The 23,861-nt window shown below is 71.8% G+C and carries 15 protein-coding genes and 2 pseudogenes; 2 read left to right on the plus strand and 15 right to left on the minus strand.

Annotated features, from left to right (window positions below; genetic code table 11):
• Positions 1–51: 51 nt before the first annotated feature.
• From KQY30_RS23795 to KQY30_RS23860, 14 genes and pseudogenes are all read right to left on the minus strand, one after another.
• Positions 52–1,260, minus strand: coding sequence for an FHA domain-containing protein (locus tag KQY30_RS23795; protein WP_217308570.1), 1,209 nt, complete (start codon positions 1,258–1,260; stop codon positions 52–54).
• A 235-nt stretch (positions 1,261–1,495) separates the two neighbouring features.
• The gene (locus tag KQY30_RS23800) at positions 1,496–2,854 is read right to left on the minus strand and encodes a VWA domain-containing protein (RefSeq protein ID WP_217308571.1); all 1,359 of its coding nucleotides are present in this window, start codon (positions 2,852–2,854) and stop codon (positions 1,496–1,498) included.
• A 124-nt stretch (positions 2,855–2,978) separates the two neighbouring features.
• Positions 2,979–4,394, minus strand: coding sequence for a PP2C family serine/threonine-protein phosphatase (locus tag KQY30_RS23805; protein ID WP_217308572.1), 1,416 nt, complete (start codon positions 4,392–4,394; stop codon positions 2,979–2,981).
• A gap of 4 nt (positions 4,395–4,398) precedes the next feature.
• Complete coding sequence (locus tag KQY30_RS23810) at positions 4,399–7,092, minus strand: serine/threonine-protein kinase (protein WP_217308573.1); 2,694 nt, start codon at positions 7,090–7,092, stop codon at positions 4,399–4,401.
• Positions 7,089–8,441, minus strand: coding sequence for a hypothetical protein (locus KQY30_RS23815; RefSeq protein WP_217308574.1), 1,353 nt, complete (start codon positions 8,439–8,441; stop codon positions 7,089–7,091). Before KQY30_RS23815 ends, KQY30_RS23810 begins: the two co-directional genes overlap by 4 nt.
• 88 nt (positions 8,442–8,529) lie before the next feature.
• Complete coding sequence (locus KQY30_RS23820; RefSeq protein ID WP_254407298.1) at positions 8,530–9,612, minus strand: glutamate ABC transporter substrate-binding protein; 1,083 nt, start codon at positions 9,610–9,612, stop codon at positions 8,530–8,532.
• An 11-nt stretch (positions 9,613–9,623) separates the two neighbouring features.
• A complete protein-coding gene (locus KQY30_RS23825; protein ID WP_254407299.1) occupies positions 9,624–11,027 on the minus strand; it encodes a hypothetical protein in 1,404 nt (467 codons plus the stop codon).
• Positions 11,028–11,325: 298 nt separating this feature from the next.
• Positions 11,326–12,293 (minus strand): annotated as a pseudogene (locus KQY30_RS23830) (N-acetylglucosamine kinase).
• A 77-nt stretch (positions 12,294–12,370) separates the two neighbouring features.
• Positions 12,371–13,636, minus strand: a complete 1,266-nt coding sequence (locus tag KQY30_RS23835; RefSeq protein ID WP_217308575.1) for a 6-phospho-beta-glucosidase — start codon at positions 13,634–13,636, stop codon at positions 12,371–12,373.
• A gap of 6 nt (positions 13,637–13,642) precedes the next feature.
• Positions 13,643–14,554, minus strand: a complete 912-nt coding sequence (locus tag KQY30_RS23840; protein WP_217308576.1) for a carbohydrate ABC transporter permease — start codon at positions 14,552–14,554, stop codon at positions 13,643–13,645.
• Positions 14,554–15,501: a carbohydrate ABC transporter permease gene (locus KQY30_RS23845; protein WP_217308577.1), complete on the minus strand. Its 948-nt coding sequence runs from the start codon at positions 15,499–15,501 to the stop codon at positions 14,554–14,556. The genes KQY30_RS23840 and KQY30_RS23845 overlap by 1 nt, the downstream gene beginning before the upstream one ends.
• Before the next feature lie 18 nt (positions 15,502–15,519).
• Positions 15,520–16,854, minus strand: coding sequence for an ABC transporter substrate-binding protein (locus tag KQY30_RS23850; RefSeq protein ID WP_217308578.1), 1,335 nt, complete (start codon positions 16,852–16,854; stop codon positions 15,520–15,522).
• Positions 16,855–16,989: 135 nt separating this feature from the next.
• Positions 16,990–18,231 carry an ROK family transcriptional regulator gene (locus tag KQY30_RS23855; protein WP_254407300.1) on the minus strand — a complete coding sequence of 414 codons (1,242 nt, stop codon included), beginning with the start codon at positions 18,229–18,231 and terminating at the stop codon, positions 16,990–16,992.
• Between the two features lie 159 nt (positions 18,232–18,390).
• Positions 18,391–19,491, minus strand: coding sequence for a mechanosensitive ion channel family protein (locus KQY30_RS23860; RefSeq protein WP_217308579.1), 1,101 nt, complete (start codon positions 19,489–19,491; stop codon positions 18,391–18,393).
• Between the two features lie 268 nt (positions 19,492–19,759).
• Here KQY30_RS23860 and KQY30_RS23865 point away from each other — a divergent pair, with 268 nt between their 5' ends.
• Positions 19,760–20,296 (plus strand): HNH endonuclease, encoded by a 537-nt coding sequence (locus KQY30_RS23865; RefSeq protein WP_046504717.1) that lies wholly within the window; start codon positions 19,760–19,762, stop codon positions 20,294–20,296.
• 112 nt (positions 20,297–20,408) lie between these two features.
• Here KQY30_RS23865 and KQY30_RS23870 read toward each other — a convergent pair whose 3' ends face one another.
• Entirely contained in the window at positions 20,409–23,387 is a 2,979-nt protein-coding gene (locus KQY30_RS23870; RefSeq protein ID WP_217308580.1) for a beta-N-acetylglucosaminidase domain-containing protein, read from the minus strand.
• A 281-nt stretch (positions 23,388–23,668) separates the two neighbouring features.
• On the opposite strand from KQY30_RS23870, the pseudogene KQY30_RS37480 reads away from it, so the two are divergent.
• Positions 23,669–23,859: pseudogene (locus KQY30_RS37480) on the plus strand (hypothetical protein).
• The last annotated feature ends 2 nt before the right edge of the window (positions 23,860–23,861 follow it).

Here is a 23,861-nt window from a genome sequence, read left to right on the forward strand (position 1 = left end):
CACTCGACGGCTGAGCCGACTCAGCCGCTCAGGCGCTCATGCCTCAGCCGCTCAGCCGCGGCGGATCGTGATCGTCGTCCACGCGCCCACATGGACCCGGTCGCCGTCCTTGAGCGGGACGGGGACATAGGGCTGTATCGGGTCCTCGGCGCCATTGAGCGTGGTGCCGTTGGTGGAGTTCTGATCGACCACGGACCAGGTGCCGTCCGGCTGGTGGACCAGGACCGCGTGCTGGTGCGAGACGCCCGGATCCTCCGGCGGGACCGACAGATCGATGTCGGGGGACTCGCCGGTGGAGTGCCGGCGGCGGCCGATGGTGATCTGGTTGCCGGAGAGCGCGAGCTGCTGCTCGGGGGAGTACGCCGGGAGGTTCAGCCCGGTGGCCTCGGGGCCGCTGCGCTGCATCATCGCCCTGAAGTACTCGCGGTCGGGTCCGATGACCGCGGTCCAGCCGGCCGGCGGCCCCGGCTGGTACGGCCGGGCAGGATCGGGGCGCTGGGATCCCGGCTGCTGGGACCTGTCCTGGCCGGGCGGGCCCACGGGACTCCGGCCGAGCGGTGCCTGGGCCTGAGGGCCCTGGGCGTGCGAGGGCGGCGGCAGCATCCAGTCGTCGTCGCCGGTCTGCTGCGGGCGCGGCGGGGCCGGGGGCGCCGAGGACTGCTGCTGGAAGACCGGGGGCGGCGGCGGACCCTGCTGCTGATACGGCGGCGGGGGCGGCGGGCCCTGTGACGACGGCGGGGCGGGCGGCTCGGGCGCCAGCGGCTCCGCGGGCCGGTTGAGCTGGGAGGGACGCGAACTCTGGTAGTCGTACGGGTCCGGCGGCCTGGGCGGACCCTGCTGGGCCTGGAAGCCCGGCGGCAGATTCAGCCCGGGCACCGGACCGAGCGGACCGCCGGGACCGCGCCCGCCGGGGCCTGCCGGGCCGCCCGGCCCACCGGAGCCGCCCGGACCCGTCGGGCCCGTCGAGTGCTGCGGAGCCAGCGGCGTGTAGGACGTCGCCGTATTGGTGAGGAAGTTCCAGCGGCACTCCTCGCAGTACGGAGCCATCGGCTCGCGCGGGGTGCGGCACTGGGGGCACAGCTCGGCCTGCGCGGTGGCCTCCGGGCCCGGGCGCGGAAAACCGTAACCGGGCGCGGGCGGCGGCGGGGGAGGCGGCGGCGGTACGGCGCCGGAGGCGGCGCCCGGTCCGGCCATGCGATGGCCGCAGACCTCGCACCAGTCCTCGGAACCCGACTGGTGTCCGTTCGGGCAGGTCGGCATGTCGGCGCTTCCCCCTCTCCTTGTCCGGCCCGGAGGCCGCGTACTTGTTGTCACCGCGCGTGGGCCGGTGCTTCTCGGCCCTGCCGGTGGCCTGCATCCCGGCGTGTTCCCGGTCTGCCTCGGTCTGCTTCGGTCTTCTTCTGTCTGTTCCGGATCAGTTCCGGACCTGATCAGGATCTGTTCCAGGCCTGTTCCGGATCAGTTCCGGGCCTGCTCTTGACGCTGTTTCGTGACGCTACTTCTTGACCCGGACGGTCTTGGTGGAGCGCGTTTCGAGTGTCATCTCGTCGGCGTCCGCGACCTTGGCCTTCAGTCGCACAGTACCTGTCGCGGCGTCGACCACGTCCACCACCTTCGAAAGGAGTTTCGCCGTATCGGCGTTTCCCGACGACGCGGCGAGCTGGACGGCGCGCCCCAGTTTCGCGGTCGCGCCATCGAAATCTCCTGATTTGCGGGCGTCGAGGCCCTGTTGGATGACCTGCGCCAGTTCGGCCTGGCCGGTGTAGTGCGCGACCTGCGGATTTATGGCGGTGGAGGCCGCCATGTCATCCGTCCACACCGCCCGTACCAGCCCCTGCGACAGCACTTCCGGGGCGCCGCCACCGGGCGCGGGAAGGATCAGGGAGACCCGCGCGGCGAGCATCTCCTGGCCGATCCCGGCTTCCGGAACCCGTACACACACGTGGTAATCCCGCGATTCGTCACCCCAGGAACCGGTCGGATAGTCACCCGCCCTCGGCCCCGCCTCGGTGCGCCGGCCCGTCAGGTCCTCGACCGTGGGCGCCACCTGCTTGACGAAACCGATCTCCGCGCCGACGGGCGTCCACAGCCGCAGCGCGACATCCGCGACCTCCTTGCCCATCGCGTTCTCCATCATCTGTCTGAAGTCCGCTGCCAGGCCTGCCGGGTCGGCGACGATGTCGGCGGTCCCGAGCAGCGCGGAGGCGATACCGGTGACCTCCTTCACCTCCCAGTCCGTACCGACGCCCCGCGCGTCACAGGTGAAACGGCCCGCGCAGGCGTCGAGCGTGGCCCGCAGATCGGCCGCCGACTCGTGTTCGTTGCGGCCGTCGGTGAGCAGGATGCCGTGCCGGATCGGAACGTCGGCGGTGGCCAGCAGCCGGTCGGCCAGCCGCAGCCAGGTGCCGATCGCCGTGCCGCCGCCCGCGCCGATGGCACGCAGGGACTCCTTGGCCATGCGCCTGGTCCCGGCGTCGGCCGTCGCGAGCCGGCCGTCGCCGGGGTAGATCTCCTTCGCCACATGCGTACCGCCGACGATCGCGAAGGCGACTCCGTCGCGCAGGGTGTCGATGGCCGCGGCGGTGGCCTCGCGCGCGTTGCGCATCTTCGTCGCCGGGTAGTCCATCGACCCCGAGCAGTCGACCATGATCACCACGGCCGCGTCCTGGCTGCTGCCCGGGCTCGGGGTGCGGGTGACGGGGCCTCCGGTCAGCGGGACTCCGCCGGTTGTGCCGCCCCCGGTGGAGGTGACCGTGACGATCGCGTTGACCTCGCGCCCGCCCTCGGGCAGATACGCGTTCTGGTACACGTCGACGGAGAACCGCGGCACGGTCGACTTGGAGAACTTCGCCATCTGTATCGGCTCCTTGACGCTCCACACAGCAGGGGCAAGCGGTCGGGGTCGGGGGTCGGTGACAGGTGATCGCACGTGCTACGGGCAGAGGGCCGGCAGCGCCGTGCGTACGGGCGGAGCGGGGTCACGCCGTGCTGCGGCCCTGTCCGGCGGATCCTGCCCCTCGTGGTGGTACGGCGAACGGCAGTACCGCCACTGTTACGTTGTCGTGGCCCCCGCCGTCCAGCGCGTGCCCGACCAGTACCCGCGCGGCGTGCAGGGGCCGTTCGGCGGCGTCGGGCGGCAGGGCCCTGGCCATCTCGTCGGCGCCCTCCGCGTAGTTCCACAGGCCGTCCGTGCAGACCACCACCACACCGGGGCGGTCCGGTTTGAACGACACGGTGTGCGGCTCCAGTTCGTACGCGTCGGCGCCGAGCCAGCCGGTGATGGCGTGGGCGCGCTCGTCCGCGTACGCCTCCGCCTCGTTCATCAGGCCCGCCGCGACCATCTGCGCGGCCCACGAGTCGTCCTCGGTGAGCCGGGCGGGCGGGCCCTGGCGGTCGTCGGGCACCCAGTACGCCCGGCTGTCGCCGATCCAGCCGACGATCAGCAGTCCGCTCGCGACCACCGCGCCGACGATCGTGCACGCCGGCGCGTTCTGATGGCGGTGCGGATCGGCGTCCAGGGCGCTGGAGGGCACCGGGGCGAGGGAGTTGACCGCCTCGGCGGCCACGACGATCGCGTCGTGCATGGCCTGCTGCGGATGCGTACCGCGCTCCAGCGCCCCGAGCAGGGACTCGTTGGCCGATTCGGCGGCGGCGGCCGAGGCCTCGTCGGGGCGGGTCGCCGACGAGACGCCGTCGCAGACGACCGCGACCACGGCGGGCGAGCCGTCGGGGAGGGCCGCGCACGACACGGCGAACGCGTCCTCGTTGCGGTGGTGGCGCAGACCGCGGTCGCTGACGGCGGCGACCGCGCCCAGTTCCTGTTCCACGTGGTCGCGCTCGCGCGGCTGGGCGTGCCCGCAGTTCTCGCAGTAGCCGTCGGTGTCGACACGGCCGGCGCGGCAGGCGACACAGAGCTTGGCACCGGCGGGCGAGGCCGGCGCGGGACCCCCGGGACCGGCCTGGGCCCCGGGAGCGGCAGGACCGGGCGGGTCGGCGAGGACCGCGGTGCGCGGATCGGCCGGTACGGTCCGGCCGCCTCCGGCGCCCAGTGGTCCTCCCGTCGCGGGAGCATGCGGCGCCGGCAGCTCGAAGTCGCCCCCGGGCCCGGGCAGCCGGGCCCCCGCCGAGTCCAGGCCCGGCAGTTCCTCCGGCCGGTGGACGGGCGCGGCCGAGCCGTCCGTACCGGCCGCGGCCGGCCAGTCCACGCCACCCGTGCGGGTACCGGAATCCGACGGCCCCATGGCGTTCATGACCAGGGTGGGACGGTCGGACGGGCGCGGCGGCACGACCGACAGGTCGTACCCGCAGGCTCCGCAGAACAGGTCACCGGACTCCAGCGGCTCCGTACAGCCTGGGCAGGTCGGCAGGTCGGCCGAATCAGGCATCTGGGACATCAATTCACACCCACGTCCGGGGGCGGAAACGGTTGGCCCGCTCCACCAGTTCGATCCTTTCCTCGCCGCGCTGAGCGAGCCGGGCGAGCACCCGGTACGAGCGTTCCAGTCCGAAACGCAGGCCGCGCTCGTCCAGTTCACTGCCGAGGAGCACGGCCTGTACCGGGCGGGACCCGGGACTACCGGAGAGTACCCAGTCCAGTGCCGTGCCCAGTACCTCCGTCGAGAGCCGCTCGCGCCGCACCGCGTCCAGACCGAACTCCCGCAGCGCGGACACCTGTTCGGCCGCGGCCGTCAGATCGTCGATCAGCGGGGCGTCCGCGCCGGGGCCGTGGGCGGGCGTGGCGAGGGACCGCTGCCGCAGTCTGGCCCGTACGGCGGCGACCCGCGCGGCCGTGTAGTGGATCGACGACTCGGGCACGGACTCCAGGGTCCGCACGGCACCGGCCCGGTCGCCGGAGGCGAGCTGGACCCGGGCCAGACCGAACGCCGCGCTGACATTGCTCGGGTCGGTCGTCCACACCAGCCGGTAGTACTCGGCGGCGTTGTCGAGTTGACCGAGCACCTCGGCGCAGACGCCCAGCGCCAGCTTGGGCGCGGGCTCGCCGGGGAACGCGTCGTAGACCGCGTCGAAGGAGAGCGCGGCCGTCTCGTGGTCGCCGGTGGCGAGCGAGGCGATTCCGCGGTACCAGACGACCCGCCAGTCGTCGGGGCGGTACTCCTCCAGCGCGGTCAGTGCCTCGGCGGCGGTGGCCAGATCGCCCATCTCCAGCCGGGCACGCAGCTCGCGCAGTCCGCGCTCGACGGACTCGGCGGGGGCCGCGGCCAGCGCGGAGATCACTTCGGCGGGTGCCGAGGCCAGCAGACCGGCCAGGAACCCGGCGTTCGGATCGTTCGGATCGACGAGCGGTACGGGCAGGGCCAGCGCGGTCGCGGCGGCGTCGAGCGGCGCCAGCCGGGGTCCGCTCGCGACGGCCGTGCCGAGGGGCGCTTCGATACGTGGTACGGGGAACTGGGCCGGGGCGTACGGCACTCCCGCGCCCGGGGTCCCCGGCAGGGCAGGCGTGACGGGTGCGCCCGGGACTCCCGCCGCTCCGGCTCCCGCCACTCCAGTGCCTGCCGCTCCGGCGCGTCTCGCGGATCTGCCGCCGCGTCCCGGCCGCCCCGTCCGTGCCCCCAGCCGGGAGACGTCCTCGGTCAGCTCCGCGAACAGCTCCGTGTCCGTGACCCGCAGCTCCGGGCCGAACAGCGTCGAGAGCGCGGGGCGCGGCCGGCCCGTCTGGAGCGCGACGACCTCCCGCAGCACTCCCATGAGCTGCTCGGCCATCTCCTGCGCGGACGCGAACCGCCGTCCGGGATCCGGGTCCGTCGCCCGTACCAGCAGCCGGTAGAAGGACTCGTACGTCCGGAACACCTCGATGTGGTCCGGATCGGGGAGCGAGTCCACGAAGACATTCGTATAGCCCTGGAAGTCGAAGGTCAGCACCGCCAGGGTGCGGGCGACCGTATACAGGTCGGACGCCACCGACGGGCCGGTCTCGGCGACCTCCGGGGCCTGGTAGCCGACGGTGCCGTAGATCGCCGACTCGTCGTCGTCCATCCGGCGGACCGCGCCCATGTCGATCAGCTTGAGCTGGTCCCCGGTCTGGATCGCGTTGTCGACCTTGAAGTCGCAGTACAGCAGGTTCCTGCTGTGGAGATGGCCGAGCGCCTCCAGCACGTCGATGCCGTACGCGCAGGCCTGCTCGACCGGCAGCGGATCGCGCCTGCCCGCGGTGGTCCTGCGCTCGTTGGCGATCTCCTTGAGCGACTTGCCGCCGACGTATTCCATGACGATATAGCCGTCCATGGAGCCGGTCCGCTGGTCGAGATGCTCCACGAAGTTGTAGATACGGACGATGTTGGAGTGCTCGATCTCGGCGAGGAAGCGGCGCTCGGAGATGGCCGCCTCCATCGCGTCCTGGTCGCCGGTGTCGAGCAGGCCCTTGAGGACCACCCAGCGGTCCGAGACGGCCCGGTCGATCGCGAGATAGACCCAGCCCAGACCGCCGTGCGCCAGACAGCCCACGACCTCGTACTGCCCGTGCACCACCGTGCCCGGATACAGCTTCGGTATGAAGGAGTAGGGATGGCCGCACTTGGTGCAGAAGCCCTCCGTCCGCCCCGGGCGGTCGCCGCGCGCCCGGCCGACCGGTGCGCCGCAGTCGGACCGCGAGCAGAACCGCTTGCGCTCGGGCACCTCGGGGCGCTCCATCACCGCGGAGCGCGGTTCGGGACGGGGCACGTCCGGTACGGAGACCAGGCCCGCGCCCAGCCGGTTGCGCCCCGAGGTGGAAGTGGCCGCGCCCGAGCTGCGCACCGACACCGAGCGGGCCGACAGCCGCCCGGACAGCGAGCGCGACAGCCGGCCGGAGACCGAGCGGCGTGAGGTGGAGGAGCGAGAGGAGGTACGGGACGAGGACCGCGCCGAGCCCCGGGAGGACGACGAACGCCCGCTTCCGGAGCCGCTCTTCGAGCTGCTTCCGCTGGACCTGCCGCCGCCCGCGATGCCCGTGGGCGGCGAGGAGAGCGCACCGCTGGGTGCGACGACGGGGGCCAGACCGCAGGTGTCGCAGTACAGCTCGCCGTCGCCGACGTCCTCGTACGAGCCCTCGCAGCCGGGGCGCTGGCATGCGGCCGTCCCGCTCGTCCCGCTCATCGGTCCCCCCGTTCCCCTTCTGTCATCTCCGCGTGGTCCCTGGGCTCCGGTACGCGCGTGACCAGGGCGTCCGCCGCGGCCTGCTGATAGCGCAGCACCGCCTGCTCGGCGACGCGCAGATCGCAGGGCGCGCTCCACAGCATCCGGCGCGCCGCGTCGTACCGCTCCATCAGTACCGGGTCCTCTGCCATGCCGTGCCGGGCGACCTTCGCCTTGTACGCGTCGAGCCGGCCGCGCAGCTCCGCGCGGACCGCCAGCGGCGCGGTGACGGCGGTGAGCGACTCGCGGGCGCGCAGCAGCTCGTCCTCGGCCTCCCGTTCCAGCGATTCGAGGAGCGGCGAGAGCCGGTGCCACTGGGCATGCCTGCGGTACTCGGCGGCGGTCGACAGCCGCTCCTGGAGCACGGTCGGCGGGCCGCTGACCGCGGGCACCTCGGTCGCCGCGATCTTCGCCAGCACCTCGCCCCGGGCCGATCTGGCCTCGGTGAGCGTACGGTCCGCGCGCGACAGGACGTCCCGGAGCCGCATCAGCCGCTCCTCGGAGTCCTTGCGCACCGCGAGGACCGCCTCGATCTCCCGCCGGACGTCCTCCAGCGCGCGGGCCGCCCTGTCGTACCGCTCGGTGTCCGGCCGGCCGCCGCCGGGGGCCGAACTGCCGGGCGCGGGGCGCCAGAAGGCCAGCGGGTCGGACACCACCTGGGCGCGCAGGGTGCTCAGTTCATGGGTGATCGACTCCAGGTCGTCCCCGGCCGGGTGCTCGCCCGGCCGTACGCCGACGGAGTGCGCCAGTGAACGGGTGCGCTGCAACTCGGCGGAGAGCAGATCGATCCGGGCGGGCAGTGCCGACCAGACGGCGTCGGCGGCCACGACCATGTCAAGGGAGCGCGCATACAGTTCATTCATCCGGGTGACCAGCTCGGCGAGCGTGAACTGCTCGGAGAGCTTGGCGGGCTCGTTGAGGGCGGCGAGCTGGTGCCCGGGGGCGCCCGCCACGGTGACTCCGCGCCCGCGCAGGGTCTCCGTCAGCTCCAGCAGATCGTCGCGGCTGAGCCAGCGCCGCCTGGCGCGGGTCTCCCGGGCGGCGGTCAGCGTGGCGGTGTAGCTGTCGAAGTAGGTCCACAGCAGGGCGATCGACTGCTCGGCGGAAGCCCAGCGCTCCTTCGTGATCCCGGTCAGCTCGGCGCCTTCCAGGAGTCTGCGGCCCGCGTGGTCCTGGAGGGCGAGGAGCGAGGTCTCGATCGCCTCATGCTCCGCCTCCAGACGTGCCAGGGCACGGTCCACCTCGTCCCGGTCCATCACCGGTCCCGGTGGCCTCCCCGTCGAGCCGGGAAAGGAGTCCGCGCCGCCCATCGATCACCTCTCCGCTTCTCGCACCGGCCCGCGAGCCGTTCCGTACCCGTTCCCGGCCGGCCGTCTCCGGCCGGCCCCGTTACCGCCGCTACTTGTACAGGGGTGCCGGAGGTCCGGCGGTCGGCCCCAGATCTGTCCGCAGCCACTTGCTGTACGACGTCATCCAGGGACTGTTCGCCCCTCCGGCGCGATACCCCACCAGCACCTGGTTCACCCTGCGTATCAGGTCGTCATTCCCAAGTTTCGCCGCGATTCCGTAGTACTCCTCCGTGAACGGCTTGCCCTTCAGCTCGACCCCGGGGTCCTGGGCCGCCTGGCCCGCCGCCAGCGCGTTGTCCGTGACGACCGCGTCGACCTCGCCCAACTGGAGCCTGACCAGGCAGTCGAGCTGGTTCGGCACGGTGTTGTCCTTGAACACCGCGCCGTACGACCGCTTCTCCAGCTCTTCGTACGCCGTCGAGCCCGACGCCGTGCAGACCCGCTTCCCGGTGAGCGAGTTGTTGTGCCCCGTGACCGGCGAGCCGATGGGTGCGAGGACCTGCTGGCCGGCCTGGAAGTAGGCGGTGGAGAAGGCGACTTGCTGGATCCGGTCGCAGTTGATCGTCATCGTCCTGACGACCAGGTCCACCGTGCCGTTCTGAAGGGCCGGGATCCGCAGATTGGTCGGGATGGCACGGAAGATGATCGCGTCCGGGTCGCCGAGGATGTCCTCGGCTATCGCGCGGGCGAGATCGATGTCGAAGCCTTCGAGTTCGCCGGTGGCCGAGTTCCGGTAGCCCCAGCGGTAGCTGTTCTGGTCGACCCCGACGGTCAGCTTCCCCTTCTGCCGGATCCGCTCGATGGCGGGGCCGTCGGCGGTGGAGGGCCGCAGACTGGCTTGCGGGTTCTCGCACTCGGCCGCTGCGGTGGCGGGCACGGCCGTGGCGGTCCGCTGTGCGGACTTCGCGGAGCTTTCGACGTCTTCGTCGACCTGGCGGGACAGCGGCAGCAGGGTGAGCGAGGCCGTCAGCACACAGGCCGCTGCCATGGCGGACACACCGCCCCAGCCCCGGAGCCGGCGGGACAGCAGCAGCGCGAAGTGCGGCAGGGGGCCGCGGAACGGACCGGTGCTGCCGGACGGCCGGGGCCCGCGGGGCGGACGGAGCCCTTCCATGGAGTCCTCGGAGTCCATCTCTCCCCCTCTCACCGGTACTCCGAAAGCCTGCGGCCTATGCCGAGGACCGCGCCCACCGCGGACACCAGGGCCAGTGCGCCCGCCCCGACCGCCAGTCCGGTCAGCGCGCCGCGCCCGTCCGAGGCGGACCGGGTGAACTCGGTCTGTTCCTGGGCGAGTGCCCGGTCGAGGGCCGCGTCCACCTGATCGAACGACTGGCCCGTCGATTCCTCGTTCCCGATGACCTTCTCGAGCGCGGTCTCGTAGTCACCGGCCTGGTCGGCGGCGCTGGCCGAGGCATGCCGCTCGCTCCACTGGGTGACGGAGGAGATCGCCTCGTCCACCGGTTCGCCGCCCGCGCTGTTGTCCGCGAGCTTCTTGGCCTCGCCCAGTGCGGAGCGGAGCTCGGCCATGCCCGAGCTGTAGTCCGCCTCGTAGGCGTCCTTGCCGTCCGCGGTGACGACCGCGCCCCGGGCGACCAGGGTGAGGTTCTCGTTCGCCCTGGCCCTGAGCGAGTTGATCCGGGCATCACTCAGGACACTGAGCGACTGCTGGCCGTGCGCCTGCGCGTTGTCCAGCTCGGCGCGCGCCACGGACTGGCCCACGGCCAGCCACAGCAGCAGCGCCGTGGACGCGGCGGTGGCGGCGAGCAGCCCGTGGTTGAACACCCGGTTCGTCCGCAGATAGGCGCGGCGCTGGGCCCAGAAGAGACCGCCGAAGGCCAGTACGCCCAGCGCCAGCGAGACATACGGCCACAGCCGCGCGTCGTCGTTGTCCTGGGCGAGGCGTTGCGTCTCGGCCTCGTACAGCTTCTCGGCGACCGGGAGCAGCTCGTTGGTCATCTGCTGGTTCGCATACCGCAGATAGGCGCCGCCCAGCGGCAGTCCCTGGCGGTTGTTGGCGCGGGCCCGCTCTATCAGGCCGGTGTAGCGCGGGAGCCCCACACTGAGCGCGGCTATGTTCCGGCCGGACTCGGTGGTGCTGTCCGTATGGGTGGCCGCCTTGACCAGCAGCCTGGACGCGGTCTCGATGTCGCGCTGATACCGCGCCCGCACCTCGGCCGGTTCCTGGGCGCCCGCCAGGAAGCCGGTGGCCGCGGCCGTGTCGGCGTCGGCCAGCGAGCGGTAGAGATTCGCCGCGTCCGCGCTGAGGGGCTGACTGCGGCTCACCACATCGTCGGCGGAGGTGAACCGGGCGGACGCCTCCCACGCGGTGACTGCCCCGAACGCCACCACCAGCAGGGCCAGGGCGGCACCGATGATGCGCAGCCGCCCGGGCTCGGTCGTCGCCGAGGCGCGCAGCCGCTCCGCGGTCTCGGCCCAGGCGCTGTGACGGGCGGGCGGTACCGGCGGGGGTGCGGCCGGAGGCGGAGGCACGGGCGCATGCGCCGGAGCCGACGGCGGCGCGCTGCGCGCATGCGGCAGATTTGTCATGTGACCTCCCCCTCGGTCATCCGACGACAACGCCCCCCGGCGGGGCGGGGGACACCTCCCGGCCGCCAGTATGGACGCAGGGGACCGACAACCACACCCGGCTTGACTGGATCTTGTACGGATCCGCCTCCGCCCCCGGCTGTCCGGTCCCGCTGCCCCTGCTCTGCCCGGCCTGTCCGTCTCCCCCACCGTGAATACGCCCGGGACCCGTGGGCGGTTCCCGTTCAGGGGAGTTCGTACGCGTTCGAGTGAACCGCCCCTCTCGCCCCGCCCGGAACTCCCGGACCGCCCGCGCCCCTCAACCGCTGTAGTGCGCCCCCAGCCGGGCGTGCGCCTCGGCGTCCGCCCGTACCCGGTCGAGCCCCAGCAGCCCCGCGCCCAGCACCGGCGGCGCCGTCACGACCCCGATGACCGCCTTGGGCGCCTTCGCCGCCAGCAGCTCCGCGATCCCCTGGTCGAGCTGCGGATGACGGGCGGCCAGCACACTGCCGCCCAGCAGGACCGGCACCTCCTCGTCCAGCAGACCGAGCTTGCCCAGCGCGACCGTCGACAGCGCGACGACCTCCTCGGCCAGCCGGTCCACCAACGACCGCGCCACCGGGTCGCCCGCCGCGCTCGTCGCGAACAGCACCGGCGTCAGCTCATGCCTGCGCTCGAACGGGATACGCCCCAGGTGCAGCGCCTCGATCAGCTCGTACATCGAGGCCAGCCCGAAGTGGCCGGGCAGCGTCCGTACCAGTCCGGTGGGCACCCCCGCCCGTCCTCCGCCCGCGCCGCGAACCACAGCGCCTCCTCCGCGAGCCCCGAACCGCCGCCCCAGTCACCGGAGATACGGCCGATCGCCGGGAATCTGGCCGTCCGGCCGTCCGGCAGCATGCCCACGCAGTTGATGCCCGCGCCGCAGACCACCGCGACCCCCCGGGGCTCGGCGCCGCTCGGCAGCCCGGCCCGCAGGATCGCGAAGGTGTCGTTCCGTACGTCGGTGGTACGGCCCCACCCCCTGGCCTGCACCGCTTCGGCCAGCTCCCGCTCCTCGACGGGGAGATCGGCGTTGGCCAGACAGGCCGACACATGCTCGGCGACACCGCGCTCCGGCAGCCCGGCGGCCGAGGCGGCCTCGGCGACCGCCTCCGCCAGGATGTCCACGGCCGCCTCGATCCCGACCACCGGCGGCTGGAAGCCGCCCCCGCGCGCTGTGCCCAGCACCGAACCGTCGGCGCCGATCACTGCCACATCGGTCTTGCTGTTCCCGGCGTCGACGGCCAGGACACTCGCGCGTCCCGCCCCCGGCGCCGTACCGGCCGTGCGTCCCGCCGCCGTACCGGCTCTGCTCCCCGCCCCGCTCACACCCACGCGAGATGCTCCCGGTTGTGCGCGATCAGCTTGTCGGTCAGCGCCTCGGCGTATTCGAACTGGCCGATCAGGGGGTGCGCCAGCAGCGCCTTGAAGACCCGGTCCCGGCCGCCGCGCAGCGCCGCGTCCAGGGCGAGGTCCTCGTACGCCGTGACATCCGCGACCAGCCCCGCGTACAGCGGGTCCAGCGCGGGCACCGCCAGTGGCTCCGCACCCGAGGTGCCCACGCGCGCCTGCACCTCGATCACCGCGTCGTCCGCCAGGAACGGCAGCGTCCCGTTGTTGTACGTGTTCACCACCTGGACCGGGCTGCCGCCGCCGCGCAGCAGCGAGGCCGCCAGATCCACCGCGGCCTCCGAGTAGAAGGCACCGCCCCGCTTGGACAGCAGCTCCGGCTTCTCGTCCAGGGCCGGATCGCCGTACATCGCCAGCAACTGCCTCTCCATCTCGGCCACTTCGGCGGCCCGTGACGGCTTCGTGCCCAGCTCCCGTACGACCTCGTCGTGTGCGTAGAAGTAGCGCAGGTAGTACGAGGGCACGACACCGAGGCGGTCCAGCAGCACGGGCGGCAGCCGCAGACCGGCCGCGAGCGCGTCGCCGTGCTCCGCCAGCAGCTTCGGCAGCATGTCCGTACCGCCGGGTCCGCCGAGGCGCACCCCGCGCTCCCAGGTCAGATGGTTGAGCCCGACATGCTCCAAATACACCTCGGACGGCGCCACATCGAGCAGCTTCGCGAATCTGCGCTGGAAACCGATCGCCACATTGCACAGTCCGACCGCCTTGTGACCGGCCTGGAGCAGCGCCCTGGTCACGATCCCCACCGGGTTGGTGAAGTCGATGATCCAGGCGTCGGGGCTGGTACGGCGGACCCGCTCGGCGATGTCCAGGACCACCGGGACCGTGCGAAGCGCCTTGGCGAGACCTCCGGCGCCCGTGGTCTCCTGGCCCACGCAGCCGCACTCCAGCGGCCAGGTCTCGTCCTCGTTCCGCGCGGCCTGTCCGCCGACGCGGAGCTGGAGCAGCACCGCGTCGGCGTCGGCGACGCCCGCGTCCAGATCCGCCGTGGTGGTGATACGGCCGGGATGGCCCTGCTTGGCGAAGATCCGCCGGGCGAGTCCTCCGACCAGTTCGAGCCGGTCGGCCGCCGGGTCGATCAGCACCAGTTCCCCGATCGGCAGGATGTCCCTCAACCGGGCGAATCCATCGATGAGTTCGGGTGTGTAGGTGGATCCTCCGCCCACCACTGCGAGCTTCACTTTTTCTCAGCCCTTCACTCCGGTCAGTGTGACTCCCTCGACGAACGCCTTCTGTGCGAAGAAGAAGACGAGGATCACAGGGGCCATGACCAGAACGGTCGCGGCCATGGTCAGGTTCCAGTCGGTGTGGTGCGCGCCCTTGAAGGATTCGAGGCCGTAACTGAGCGTCCAGGCGGCCGGGTTCTCCGAGGCGTAGATCTGCGGTCCGAAGTAGTCGTTCCAGGCGTAGAAGAACTGGAAGAGCGCGACGGCCGCGATCCCCGGTCTGGCCATCGGCAGTACCACCTTGATCAGGGTACGGAGTTCACCGCAGCCGTCGACCTTCGCGGCGTCCAGGTACTCGTTGGGGATCGTCAGCAGGAACTGCCGCAGCAGGAAGATGGAGAACGCGTCGCCGAACGCCAGGGGGATGATCAGCGGCCAGAGCGAGCCCGAGAGATCGAGCTGCTTCGCCCAGAACAGATACATCGGGATGATGATCACCTGGGGCGGCAGCATCATCATCGAGATGACGAGCATCAGCGACAACTGCCGCCCGCGGAACCGGAACTTGGCGAGCGCGTAGGCCACCGGCAGCGAGGAGACCAGGGAGAGCACCGTGCCGAGCCCCGCGTACAGCAGGGTGTTCTTCCACCAGGTCAGAAAGCCCGGCGTGTCGAAGACCCTGGCGTAGTTGCCCCATTCCCAGGTGTTGGGGGTGAGATCGCGGGTGAGCGCCTGCTGGTCGCTCATCACCGAGGTCAGGAAGAGGAAGACGAACGGCAGCACGAAGAAGAGGGCCGCGGCGATCCCCAGGGAGTGAATGCCGATCCAGTGCAGCAGCGCCCTGCGGCGCGCGGTCCTGGCAGCGGGGGTACGGTCCCGGGCGGACTCCGGCGCGGTGCCGGGACGCTCGGCGGGTACGGGTACGGAGGCCATCAGTCACCCGCTCCGATCAGTCCGCCGCGCCGCCGCATCAGCAGCGCGGTGAAGGCCATGGCCAGCACGAACAGGACCAGCGCGACCACACAGGCCGATCCGTAGTCGAAGCGCTGGAAGCCCAGGTTGTAGACCAACTGGGGCAGGGTCAGCGTGGACTTGTCCGGATAGCCCGGCTCGAACTGCTGGCCCGAGCCGCCGATGATGCCGGAGGCGACCTTGCCCGCCACCAGCGGCTGCGCGTAGTACTGCATCGCCGAGATCACCCCGGTGACCACCGCGAACATCACGATGGGCGAGATGTTCGGCAGGGTCACGAACCGGAACCGCTGCCAGGGGGACGCGCCGTCCAGCTCCGCCGCCTCGTACTGCTCCTTCGGTACGTCGAGCAGCGCGGCCATGAAGATCACCATGAGATCGCCGATGCCCCAGACGGCCAGCAGGGTGAGGGCCGGCTTGGACCAGGCGGGGTCGTTGAACCAGCCGGGGGTGGGCAGCCCCAGATCGCCGAGGATGGTGTTGACCGGCCCCGTACCCGGGTTGAGCAGAAAGACGAAGGCCAGGGTCGCGGCCACCGGCGGCGCCAGATACGGCAGATAGAAGAGGGTGCGGAAGATCCCGGTGGCCGTCTTGATCTTGGTGATCAGCATGCCGACACCGAGTCCGAAGACCACCCGGCAGGCCACCATGATCACCACGAGCCAGAGGGTGTTGCGCAGCGACGGCCAGAACATCGGGTAGTCGGTGAAGACGTACGACCAGTTCCGGAGGCCCTTCCAGACGGGCGGATTGAAGCCGTCGTACTTCATGAAGGAGAAGTACACGGTCGAGATCAGCGGATACGCGAAGAAGACGGTGAAGCCGATCAACCAGGGCGACATGAACGCCGCCGTACGCAGCGCCGACCTGCGGCGCTTCGAGCGGAGCGTGGGGGCGTGGGTGGACATCGGTGACCGCCGGGCCCGTCAGCCGGCCTGCTCGATGTCACGGTCGATCTGCTGGGCGGTCTGCTCCAGACCCGCCTGGAGATCCTTCACCTTGCCCTGCTCGTACTGGTACCCGAAGTCCTGGAGCGTCTGCTGATAGGCCGCGCCGTTGACGGCGGCCGGCGGCGTGTTGGAGTCGGGGTGCTGCGCGATGTCGAGGAAGGTCTTGAAGCGCGGGTCGAACTTCAGGTCCGGGGACTTGAGCGCCGCCAGCGTCGACGGCACATTGCGGATGCCGTTGGCGAACTGGACGACCGCCCGGGTGTCGGTGGTCATGTACTTCACCAGCTCCCAGGCCGCGTTCTGCTTCTTGCTCTGCGGCGCGATGCCCATGATCGTGCCGGAGAGGAAGCCCTTGCCGTAGCTGTCCGCCTCGTCGTCCGCGACCGGCATCGGCGCGACCCCGATCTCGAACGGGACCTTGGCGTCCTCCGCCATGCCGAGCCGCCACTCGCCGTCGAGCTGCATCGCGACCTGGCCGGTCTGGAACGGGTGCTTGGCGCCCCACTCGTCACCGAAGGTGCTGCGGAACTTCTCCAGCTTCTGGTAGCCGCCCAGCTCGTCGACGAGCTTCTTCTGGAAGGTGAACATCTTCGCGAAGGCCGGGTCCTTGGCGATGTTGGACTTGCCGTCCTTGTCGAAGTACGTGTGGTCCCAGCTCGACATGTAGTGGTCGACGACCGTCTCGTAGCCGTGGTAGGTCGGCATGAAGCCCACCTGCTCATAGCTGTCGCCCTTGGGGACGGTGAGCTTCTTGGCGTCCTCGGCCAGCTCCGACATCGTCCTCGGCGGGGCGGCGATTCCGGCCTTCTTGAAGGCGTCCTTGTTGTAGTACAGCCCGTACGCGTCGCTGAGCAGCGGCAGCGCGCACCGCTTGCCCTCGAACTGGGTGTACTCCAGCAGCACCTTCGGGAACGTCTTCTCCAGATCGAGCTTCGACTTCTCGATGAACGGCGTCAGATCGGCGAAGGCGCCCGACGAGCAGAACTTGCCGACGTTGGAGGTGGTGAAGGAGGACACCACGTCCGGGCCCTTCGAACCGCCCGCGCGCAGCGCCTGGTTGAGCTTGTCGTCATTGATGTTGCCGACGACGTTCACCGTGATGTTCGGGTGGGCGTTCTCGAACCGGTCGATGTTGTCCTGGATCGCCTTCACCTCGGCCGGCGCGCTCCAGCCGTGCCAGAAGGTGATGGTCGTCTTGGCGTTCGGATCGTCGGACGCGGCGGAGCCCGACTGGCCGGTACAGGCGGTGGCCACCACGGATATCGCGGCGACCGCCACGGCGGACACGGTGAGACGGCGGTTTCTGAGCATGGCGGTACTCCCGGAAGAGGTGTCGGGGATCTGAGCTATGCGGCTGTACGGGTGTGCGGGGTCTGTGGGGTGGGGGGTACGGGCTTGTGCGAGGTCTGGGGGGTGTTACGGGGGGTACGGGCGTACGGACGCGGGCTAGCGGGAGGTGTCGAAGACCTCGTCGCGGGTGGCCGCGAGCGCGCTCTCCAGCGCGCCGCGCAGGACGGGATGGCGCTGGACCTCGCCGATGAGGAGCCTTGGGCGGGAGGCGGCCAGCTCGGCCAGCTCCGCCTGCACGAGCGCGCGCAGCGGTTCGCCGCCCGCGGCGGTCACCCCGCCCGCGAGGACGATCAGTTCGGGGTCGAGCACGGCCGCGACGGAGGCGAGACCGGTGGCGAGCCGCTGCGCGAACTGCCGCAGCAGCCCGGCCAGTCGTTCGTCCTCGCCGTGCCCGGCCGCGGCGCGCGCCAGCAGCCCGGCGGCGACCTCGGCGTACGGCTGCTCCGGGGTGTCGATGCCCAGGGTCCTGGCCAGCCGCGGTACGGACTGCGCGCCCGCCAGCTCCTGGAAGCCACCGCTGTTCGCCCTCACCACCTGGCGTACCAGCGGAGTGCCGGGGACCGGCAGGAAGCCGACCTCGCCCGCGCCGCCGGTGAAGCCCCGGTGCAGCCGGCCACCGATGACCAGGGCGGCGCCGAGGCCGTCCTCGTTCCACAGCAGGACGAAGTCGTCGTGACCGCGGGCCGCGCCGAGGCGCTGCTCGGCGACCGCCGCGAGGTTCACGTCGTTCTCGTACTCGACGGGCATCGGCAGGACCGCCGCCAGCTCGTCGAGCAGGGCGGGGGAGTGCCAGCCGGGCAGATGGGACGCGTACCGCAGGCGGCCGGTCGACGGGTCGAAGGCGCCCGGTGTGCCGATCACCACCCGCTGCACGTCCCCGCGCGCCAGTCCGGCGGCCTTGACGGCACCCTCCAGGGCGTCCGTGACCTGCTGTACGACACTGCCGGCGCGGCGGCCGCCCTCGGCGCGGCGGCCGGGCGTCGGCAGTTCGAACTCCCCGACGGTGGCGCCGGTGATGTCGGCGACGGCGGCGAGGATCCGCAGCGGGTTCACATCGAGCCCGGCGGCGAACGCGGCGCGCGCGTTGACCGCGTACAACTGGGCGTTGGGGCCCGGCCGGCCCTCGGTGGTCCCGGTGGCGACGACCAGTCCGGCGGCTTCGAGCCGGGCCAGGAGCTGCGAGGCGGTCGGCTTCGACAGGCCGGTCAGCTTGCCTATCCGGGTACGGGAGAGCGGCCCGTGGGCCAGCAGCAGATCGAGCGCGGCCCGGTCGTTCATGGCCCGCAGCACACGTGGCGTCCCCGGTGACGGAGTGGGTGGCCCGGTCACATCGGTCATGGACTGGACACCTGCCTTTCGCCGCTCGCTCTTCCACACTGTTAGGAAAGTTTCCTATTGGGGTGCGAGGAAGGTAAGCCGGACGTCAGGAAGGCGTCAATACTCTCCGGCAGAACACGCCCCCGGGGCAACCAAAGCGTTACCTCGGGGGCCATGGGGCTATTTGGACAGATTCGACGGCGACGGCGACGGGCCGGGCAGATTCGCCGGCACGGGATTGAGGGGCGCCGCCGCCTGCGACTGCGGCGAGGACGGGCTGGCCAGCGCGGAGGGCGCGGACATGGCGGCCGTCGGATCCGGCGCGGGCGCCTGCTCCATGACCGGCGGGAGGCCGCCGACGATCTGGATCCCCGCCTCGTCGAAGGCGCGCTTGATCCGCCAGCGCAGTTCCCGTTCCACGGCCAGCGACTTGCCGGGCATCGTCTTCGCGGAGAGCCGTACGGTCATCGAGTCCAGCAGCACCGAGTCCAGCCCCAGGATCTCCACCGGGCCCCACAGCCGCTCGCCCCACACCTCGTCCTGGGCCATCTTCTCGATGACCCGGCCCAGCACCGCCCGTACCCGGTCCAGGTCCTCCGACGGCCGGACCATCACGTCCACGCCCGCGGTGGCCCAGCCCTGGCTCAGATTGCCGATCCGCTTGACCTCGCCATTGCGTACGTACCAGATCTCGCCGTTGTCACCACGCAGCTTGGTCACCCGCAGCCCGACCTCTATCACCTCGCCGGAGGCCACCCCCGCGTCGATGGTGTCGCCGACGCCGTACTGGTCCTCCAGGATCATGAAGACCCCGGACAGGAAGTCGGTGACGAGATTGCGCGCGCCGAAGCCCAGTGCCACACCGGCGACGCCCGCGGAGGCCAGCAGCGGGGCGAGATTGATGTTCAGCGCGCCCAGCATCATCAGCGCGGCCGTGCCCAGGATCAGGAACGAGGTCACCGAGCGCAGCACGGAACCGATCGCCTCGGAGCGCTGACGGCGCCGCTCGGCGTTGACCAGCAGCCCGCCCAGGGTGGTGCCCTCGACCGACTGGACGCTGCGGTTCATCCGGTCTATGAGCTTGGTCAGCGCCCGCCGGATCACATGGCGCAGCACCAGCGCGATCACCAGGATCAGCACGATCCGCAGTCCGATGCTCAGCCAGGTCGACCAGTTCTCCTCCACCCAGCTCGCCGCGTCGGTCGCCCGGTCCGCCGCTTCGTCGAGGGTGACGGGGTCGGACGACGAGGGGCCGGCGGCCGGCAGGGCGGACCAGGACACGTCAGAACCTCCAGGTATCGCGAGCGGTCCCACCACACTAACGGGGCAGTGCGGCCGGGCCCGTGCCCCGACGGGCGGAGAGACACGGCTCACGCAGGTCGCGGGCGTGTCGCGCGGCGCGCCGGACGCGGGGGGAGAGGCCGGTGTGGTCGAAAACACTCCGAGCCCGTTACCTGCACGTGGTGGCGTTTCCACCTGGCATGAGGAGAGACTGAGAGCAGATCGTCCCGGCGCGAGCCACGCGCCGCCGGCGTTATAGGAGGCATCCGTGCCGCATGTCCTGGTCCTCAACGCGTCGTACGAGCCGCTCGGCGTCGTACCGCTCCGCCGCGCGCTCGTCCTCGTCCTGGAGAACAAGGCCCTCTGCCTCGAGGAATCCGGCGCCTTCATGCACAGTGAGACCCGAGTCATCCCAGCACCCAGCGTCGTACGGCTGAAGCGGTTCGTACGGGTCCCTTACCGGGGGCCCGTTCCACTGACACGCCGTGCGCTCTTCGCCCGCGACGGCGGTCGCTGTATGTACTGCGGTGGTGTCGCAACCAGCGTCGACCACGTCATTCCGCGCAGCCGTGGCGGACAGCACGTGTGGGACAACGTGGTGGCGGCCTGCCGCCGCTGCAACCACGTCAAGGCGGACCGGCACCTGCGGGAGCTGGGCTGGAGACTCCACCAACAACCTGCCCCGCCATCGGGCCTGGCATGGCGGATCATCGGGACCGGTCACCGGGATCCTCGGTGGTTGCCGTACTTGCAACCGTATGGCGCGGAAGACGCGATGGCTCGGATCGACGGCATTTCAGCCTGAGACCCGGGCCTTTGTCGTCCCCGAGGGGCCGCTGTGTCCTCGGTCGCCGGACGGGCTTGCCCTTGCGCACCCGGCAAGAACAAGCCCGTCCGGCGACCGAGGACACGTGCCGTCAGCCGGCCACCGCATACGCCTCGACCGTGTACAGCGAGTAGCCGAAGCGGGTGGCGCGCTCGTCGCCCTGAATGCGGACGAAGCGGGTGTCCTTCGCGTCCATGCCGATGGCCTCCCGGCCGCCCCGGCCCGCGTTCACCGTCGCCGCCGTGCGCCAGGTCCGGCCGTCGGAGGAGACCTGGATGCGGTAGCGGGTCGCGTAGGCGTCCTGCCAGTGGAGGACGATCTGGCCGAGACGGGCGGCCTGCGGGAGTTCGAGCTGCCACCACGCGCCGTCCTCCGCAGGGGACGACCACCGTGTGGCCGGGTCGCCGTCGAGCGCCGCGGCGGCCGGGAAGTCCGGGGTCTCGTCGCCGGACGAGGCCGCCGTCGCCGTACGGGCCAGATCCGGGCCGCCCGTCCGCGGCGAGGCGCGGACCGTCAGCGTGCGCTCGTCGCCCGCGAAGGCGAGCGGTACCTCATAGGTACCGGCCGGTGTCCCCTCGGGCACGCTGACCTCGACCGGCACATTCTTCTGCGCGCCCCGCGGCACCGTCGTCGTCCGCGGCACCGTCACCCGGATCCCCGACGGCGCCTTCGCCGTCAGCGCGCCCCGCACCTCGCCCGGCCGCTGCGCCGCGAGCCGCGCCTCGACCTTCTGGGGCTTGCCGCCGATCTGCGCGTCCGCCTCGTCGCGGACGAGGTCCAGCCGGGCCCGCGGCTCGTCGGCGAACCAGGGGACGACATGCCGTACGGAGGGCGCCGGCGCCCCGGGACCCGCCACGCCCGGACCCGCGCCCGGCGACACGATCCGTACCGCGTCGATCCGCAGCCCCTTGGTGTCCGACTCCGTCCAGCCGCTCGTCGACAGCGGCCCCAGCGCGCGCCAGCCCTGCCCCGGCACATGCGCCTCGACGGTCGCGCCCACGCCCGTACCCGGCTCGGACATGGTGTTCACGGCCTCGACGGGTCTGGCACCGCCCAGATCGACGGTGTACGAGCGCGCGTCCTGTGTGACGTTCCCGGTGTCCCGGTCCGTCGCACGGTCCGCGCCCGTCCACGCCGAGGACTCCTTGACCGCCCGGTCCAGGAACGGCCCGAGCACGCCCTCGCCGACCGTCGCCCGGCTCGTACGCGCCGCCTCGTGCAGCGGTTCCAGACCGAGGGACGCCTGCCAGGCCGCCGCCCCGTCGCCGCGGTCCTGCGCGAGGAGCATGTCGACGGCCAGTTCGCCCGCCGCGCCGTACCGCGCGAGCTGGTCGAGCCAGGGCCGTACCTCCTCGTCGAGCTGCCCGTCCGCGATCCCCGCGAGCCGCTCCGGCGCCTCGCGCATCACCGTGAAGGCGGCCCGCAGCGCGCTCGCGGCGCTGGTTCTGGTTCCGCGGTCCGTGGTGGTACGGGACTGCCAGAAGTCCGTGAGCAGCGGCTTGAGATACGCGGACTCCGCCGGGCCGAGGATCGACGACGCGTCGTTGCCCGCGAGCGCGGTGAGCGCCTCACGGGCCCTGATGTCGCCGCCCGCGAGATCGTCCAGCGCGGCCCGCCAGGACTCCCGCGGGTCGTAACCCCGGGGATTCCAGGCGTAGTCCGCCGCCGTGAACAGCGCGATACGGGACGCCGACGCCTGCTCCATCGCGTTGGCGAGCAGCGCTGCCGAGCCGGTCGCGACGGCCGGTTCGCGGCCGGTGTACGGACCGAGGAAGATACGGTCCTGCTCGTAGTCGTTGACCGGATAGTTGTCCATGGTGACCAGCGGACGTCTGAACGCGGCGCGCGCGCCCGCCAGTTCCTGCCCCGTGATGGTGCGCGGTACGACCCCGACCCCCGTCCACGCCACCTGTACGCGTGTGTCGAGCGCGTCCGCGAGCGCCTCGCGGTAGTCCGTCGTGCCGTCCTGGTAGTACTCCGTCGGCATCACCGTCAGCGGCTCGGCGCCGGGATGGCGCTCCGCGAGATGCCGCGCGACCGCGTTCGCCACCCGGGCCTGCGCCACCGCGGCGGCCCGGGGTCCCGAGCCGAAGGCCTCCGCGTCCTCGCCGCAGTGCCACTCCGTATAACTGACGTCCTGGAACTGGAGCTGGACCGCGCGCACCCCCAGCGCCCACATCGCGTCGATCTTGCGGGTGAGGTCCCGGAGATCCTTCCGCGAGGTCATGCACATGGCCTGGGCGGGGGCCACGGCCCAGGCGAGCGTCACATGGTTGCGCCTGGCGCGCTCGGCCAGCTCGCGGAACTCCGTGCGCTGCGCGGCGGGATACGGCTCGCGCCAGCGCGCCTGGCGGTACGGGTCGTCGCCGGGCGCGTACAGATAGCGGTTCTGCTTGGTGCGGCCCATGAAGTCGAGCTGGGAGAGCCGCCGCCGGTGGTCCCAGGGCTGCCCGTAGAACCCCTCCGCCGTCCCCCGTACGGCCGTGCCCGGCCAGTCCCGTACGACCACGCCAAGGACGGCGGGCCGGCCGGACCGCTCGACGACGAGCTGGCCCAGGGTCTGTGCGGCGTAGAACAGGCCGTCGCCGTCGACGCCGTCCAGGGCGACGGTGTCACGGCCGGCCACCGTCCCCACCGCCAGGCGGTAGCCCCCGGCGGGCAGATCGGCGCTGTCGGGCGCGCGCAGGGCCCGCAGCGCCTCGCGCGCGGCGGCGCCGCCCGCGAGGACCAGCGGTCCGGTGGCGGGCGCGGCGGAAGCGGTACGTACGGTACGGACACCCGCCCCGCGCAGGATCTCCGTCAGAGCGTCCACGGCGTAGGCATCGGCGTCCGCGCCCGCCACGACGGTCACGTCGTCGCCGAGGGGCACCAGCCGGCCGGCCGCGCGGATCGTCTGCGGCCGGGGCCAGACCGGGGGCACTTTCCCCGCGCCCTCGCGCTCGGGAGTGGTCGCCGCGGGGGAGCCCGGCTCGTGCGGGGCGGCCAGCGCGCTCGGCGCGGTGCCGAGAAGACCTCCGATGACGGCGACCGCGACGGCGGTCGCTGTGCCCTTTCGCTGCCCGAGCCGCATGTTCTGCTCCTCTCGTGCCTCCGGGTCCCGCACAGGTCCCGTCGGACAGGACCTGGTCCCGACCCACGCGGCAACGAGCCCACCACCCCCGCGGTGAGGGTGTCAATGCGCGTGGCCGTTGTGTCGCGATTGCCGGTTTGTGATAGGCAGGACGTCAACTGCCGCACAGGGAACGGATCGTGACTCGGCACACGTTTACCGGCCGCAAACGTCTGCGGTTCCGCCCGCTGGGTAGGGCTGCTGTGTCCTGTCCTGTTTCCCTGTCCACTGGAGGCGCCGCCATGGCCGCATCCGCACAGCTTCTGCCGACCGCACCTTCAAAACAGACGGACCCGACCCCCTCACCAGCGAGCCGCCGCTCGCCGACGCAGCCCCGCTCACCAGCGAGCCACCGCTCGCCGACACCGCTCCGCTGACCAGCGAGCCGACCGCGCCCGGGACGGCCGGCGGCACGGAGTCCCCCGGAGTCTGACC

Origin of the sequence: Streptomyces sp. GMY02 (genome assembly GCF_019056675.1) — a bacterium.
In the GTDB taxonomy this organism is placed as follows: domain Bacteria; phylum Actinomycetota; class Actinomycetes; order Streptomycetales; family Streptomycetaceae; genus Streptomyces; species Streptomyces odonnellii.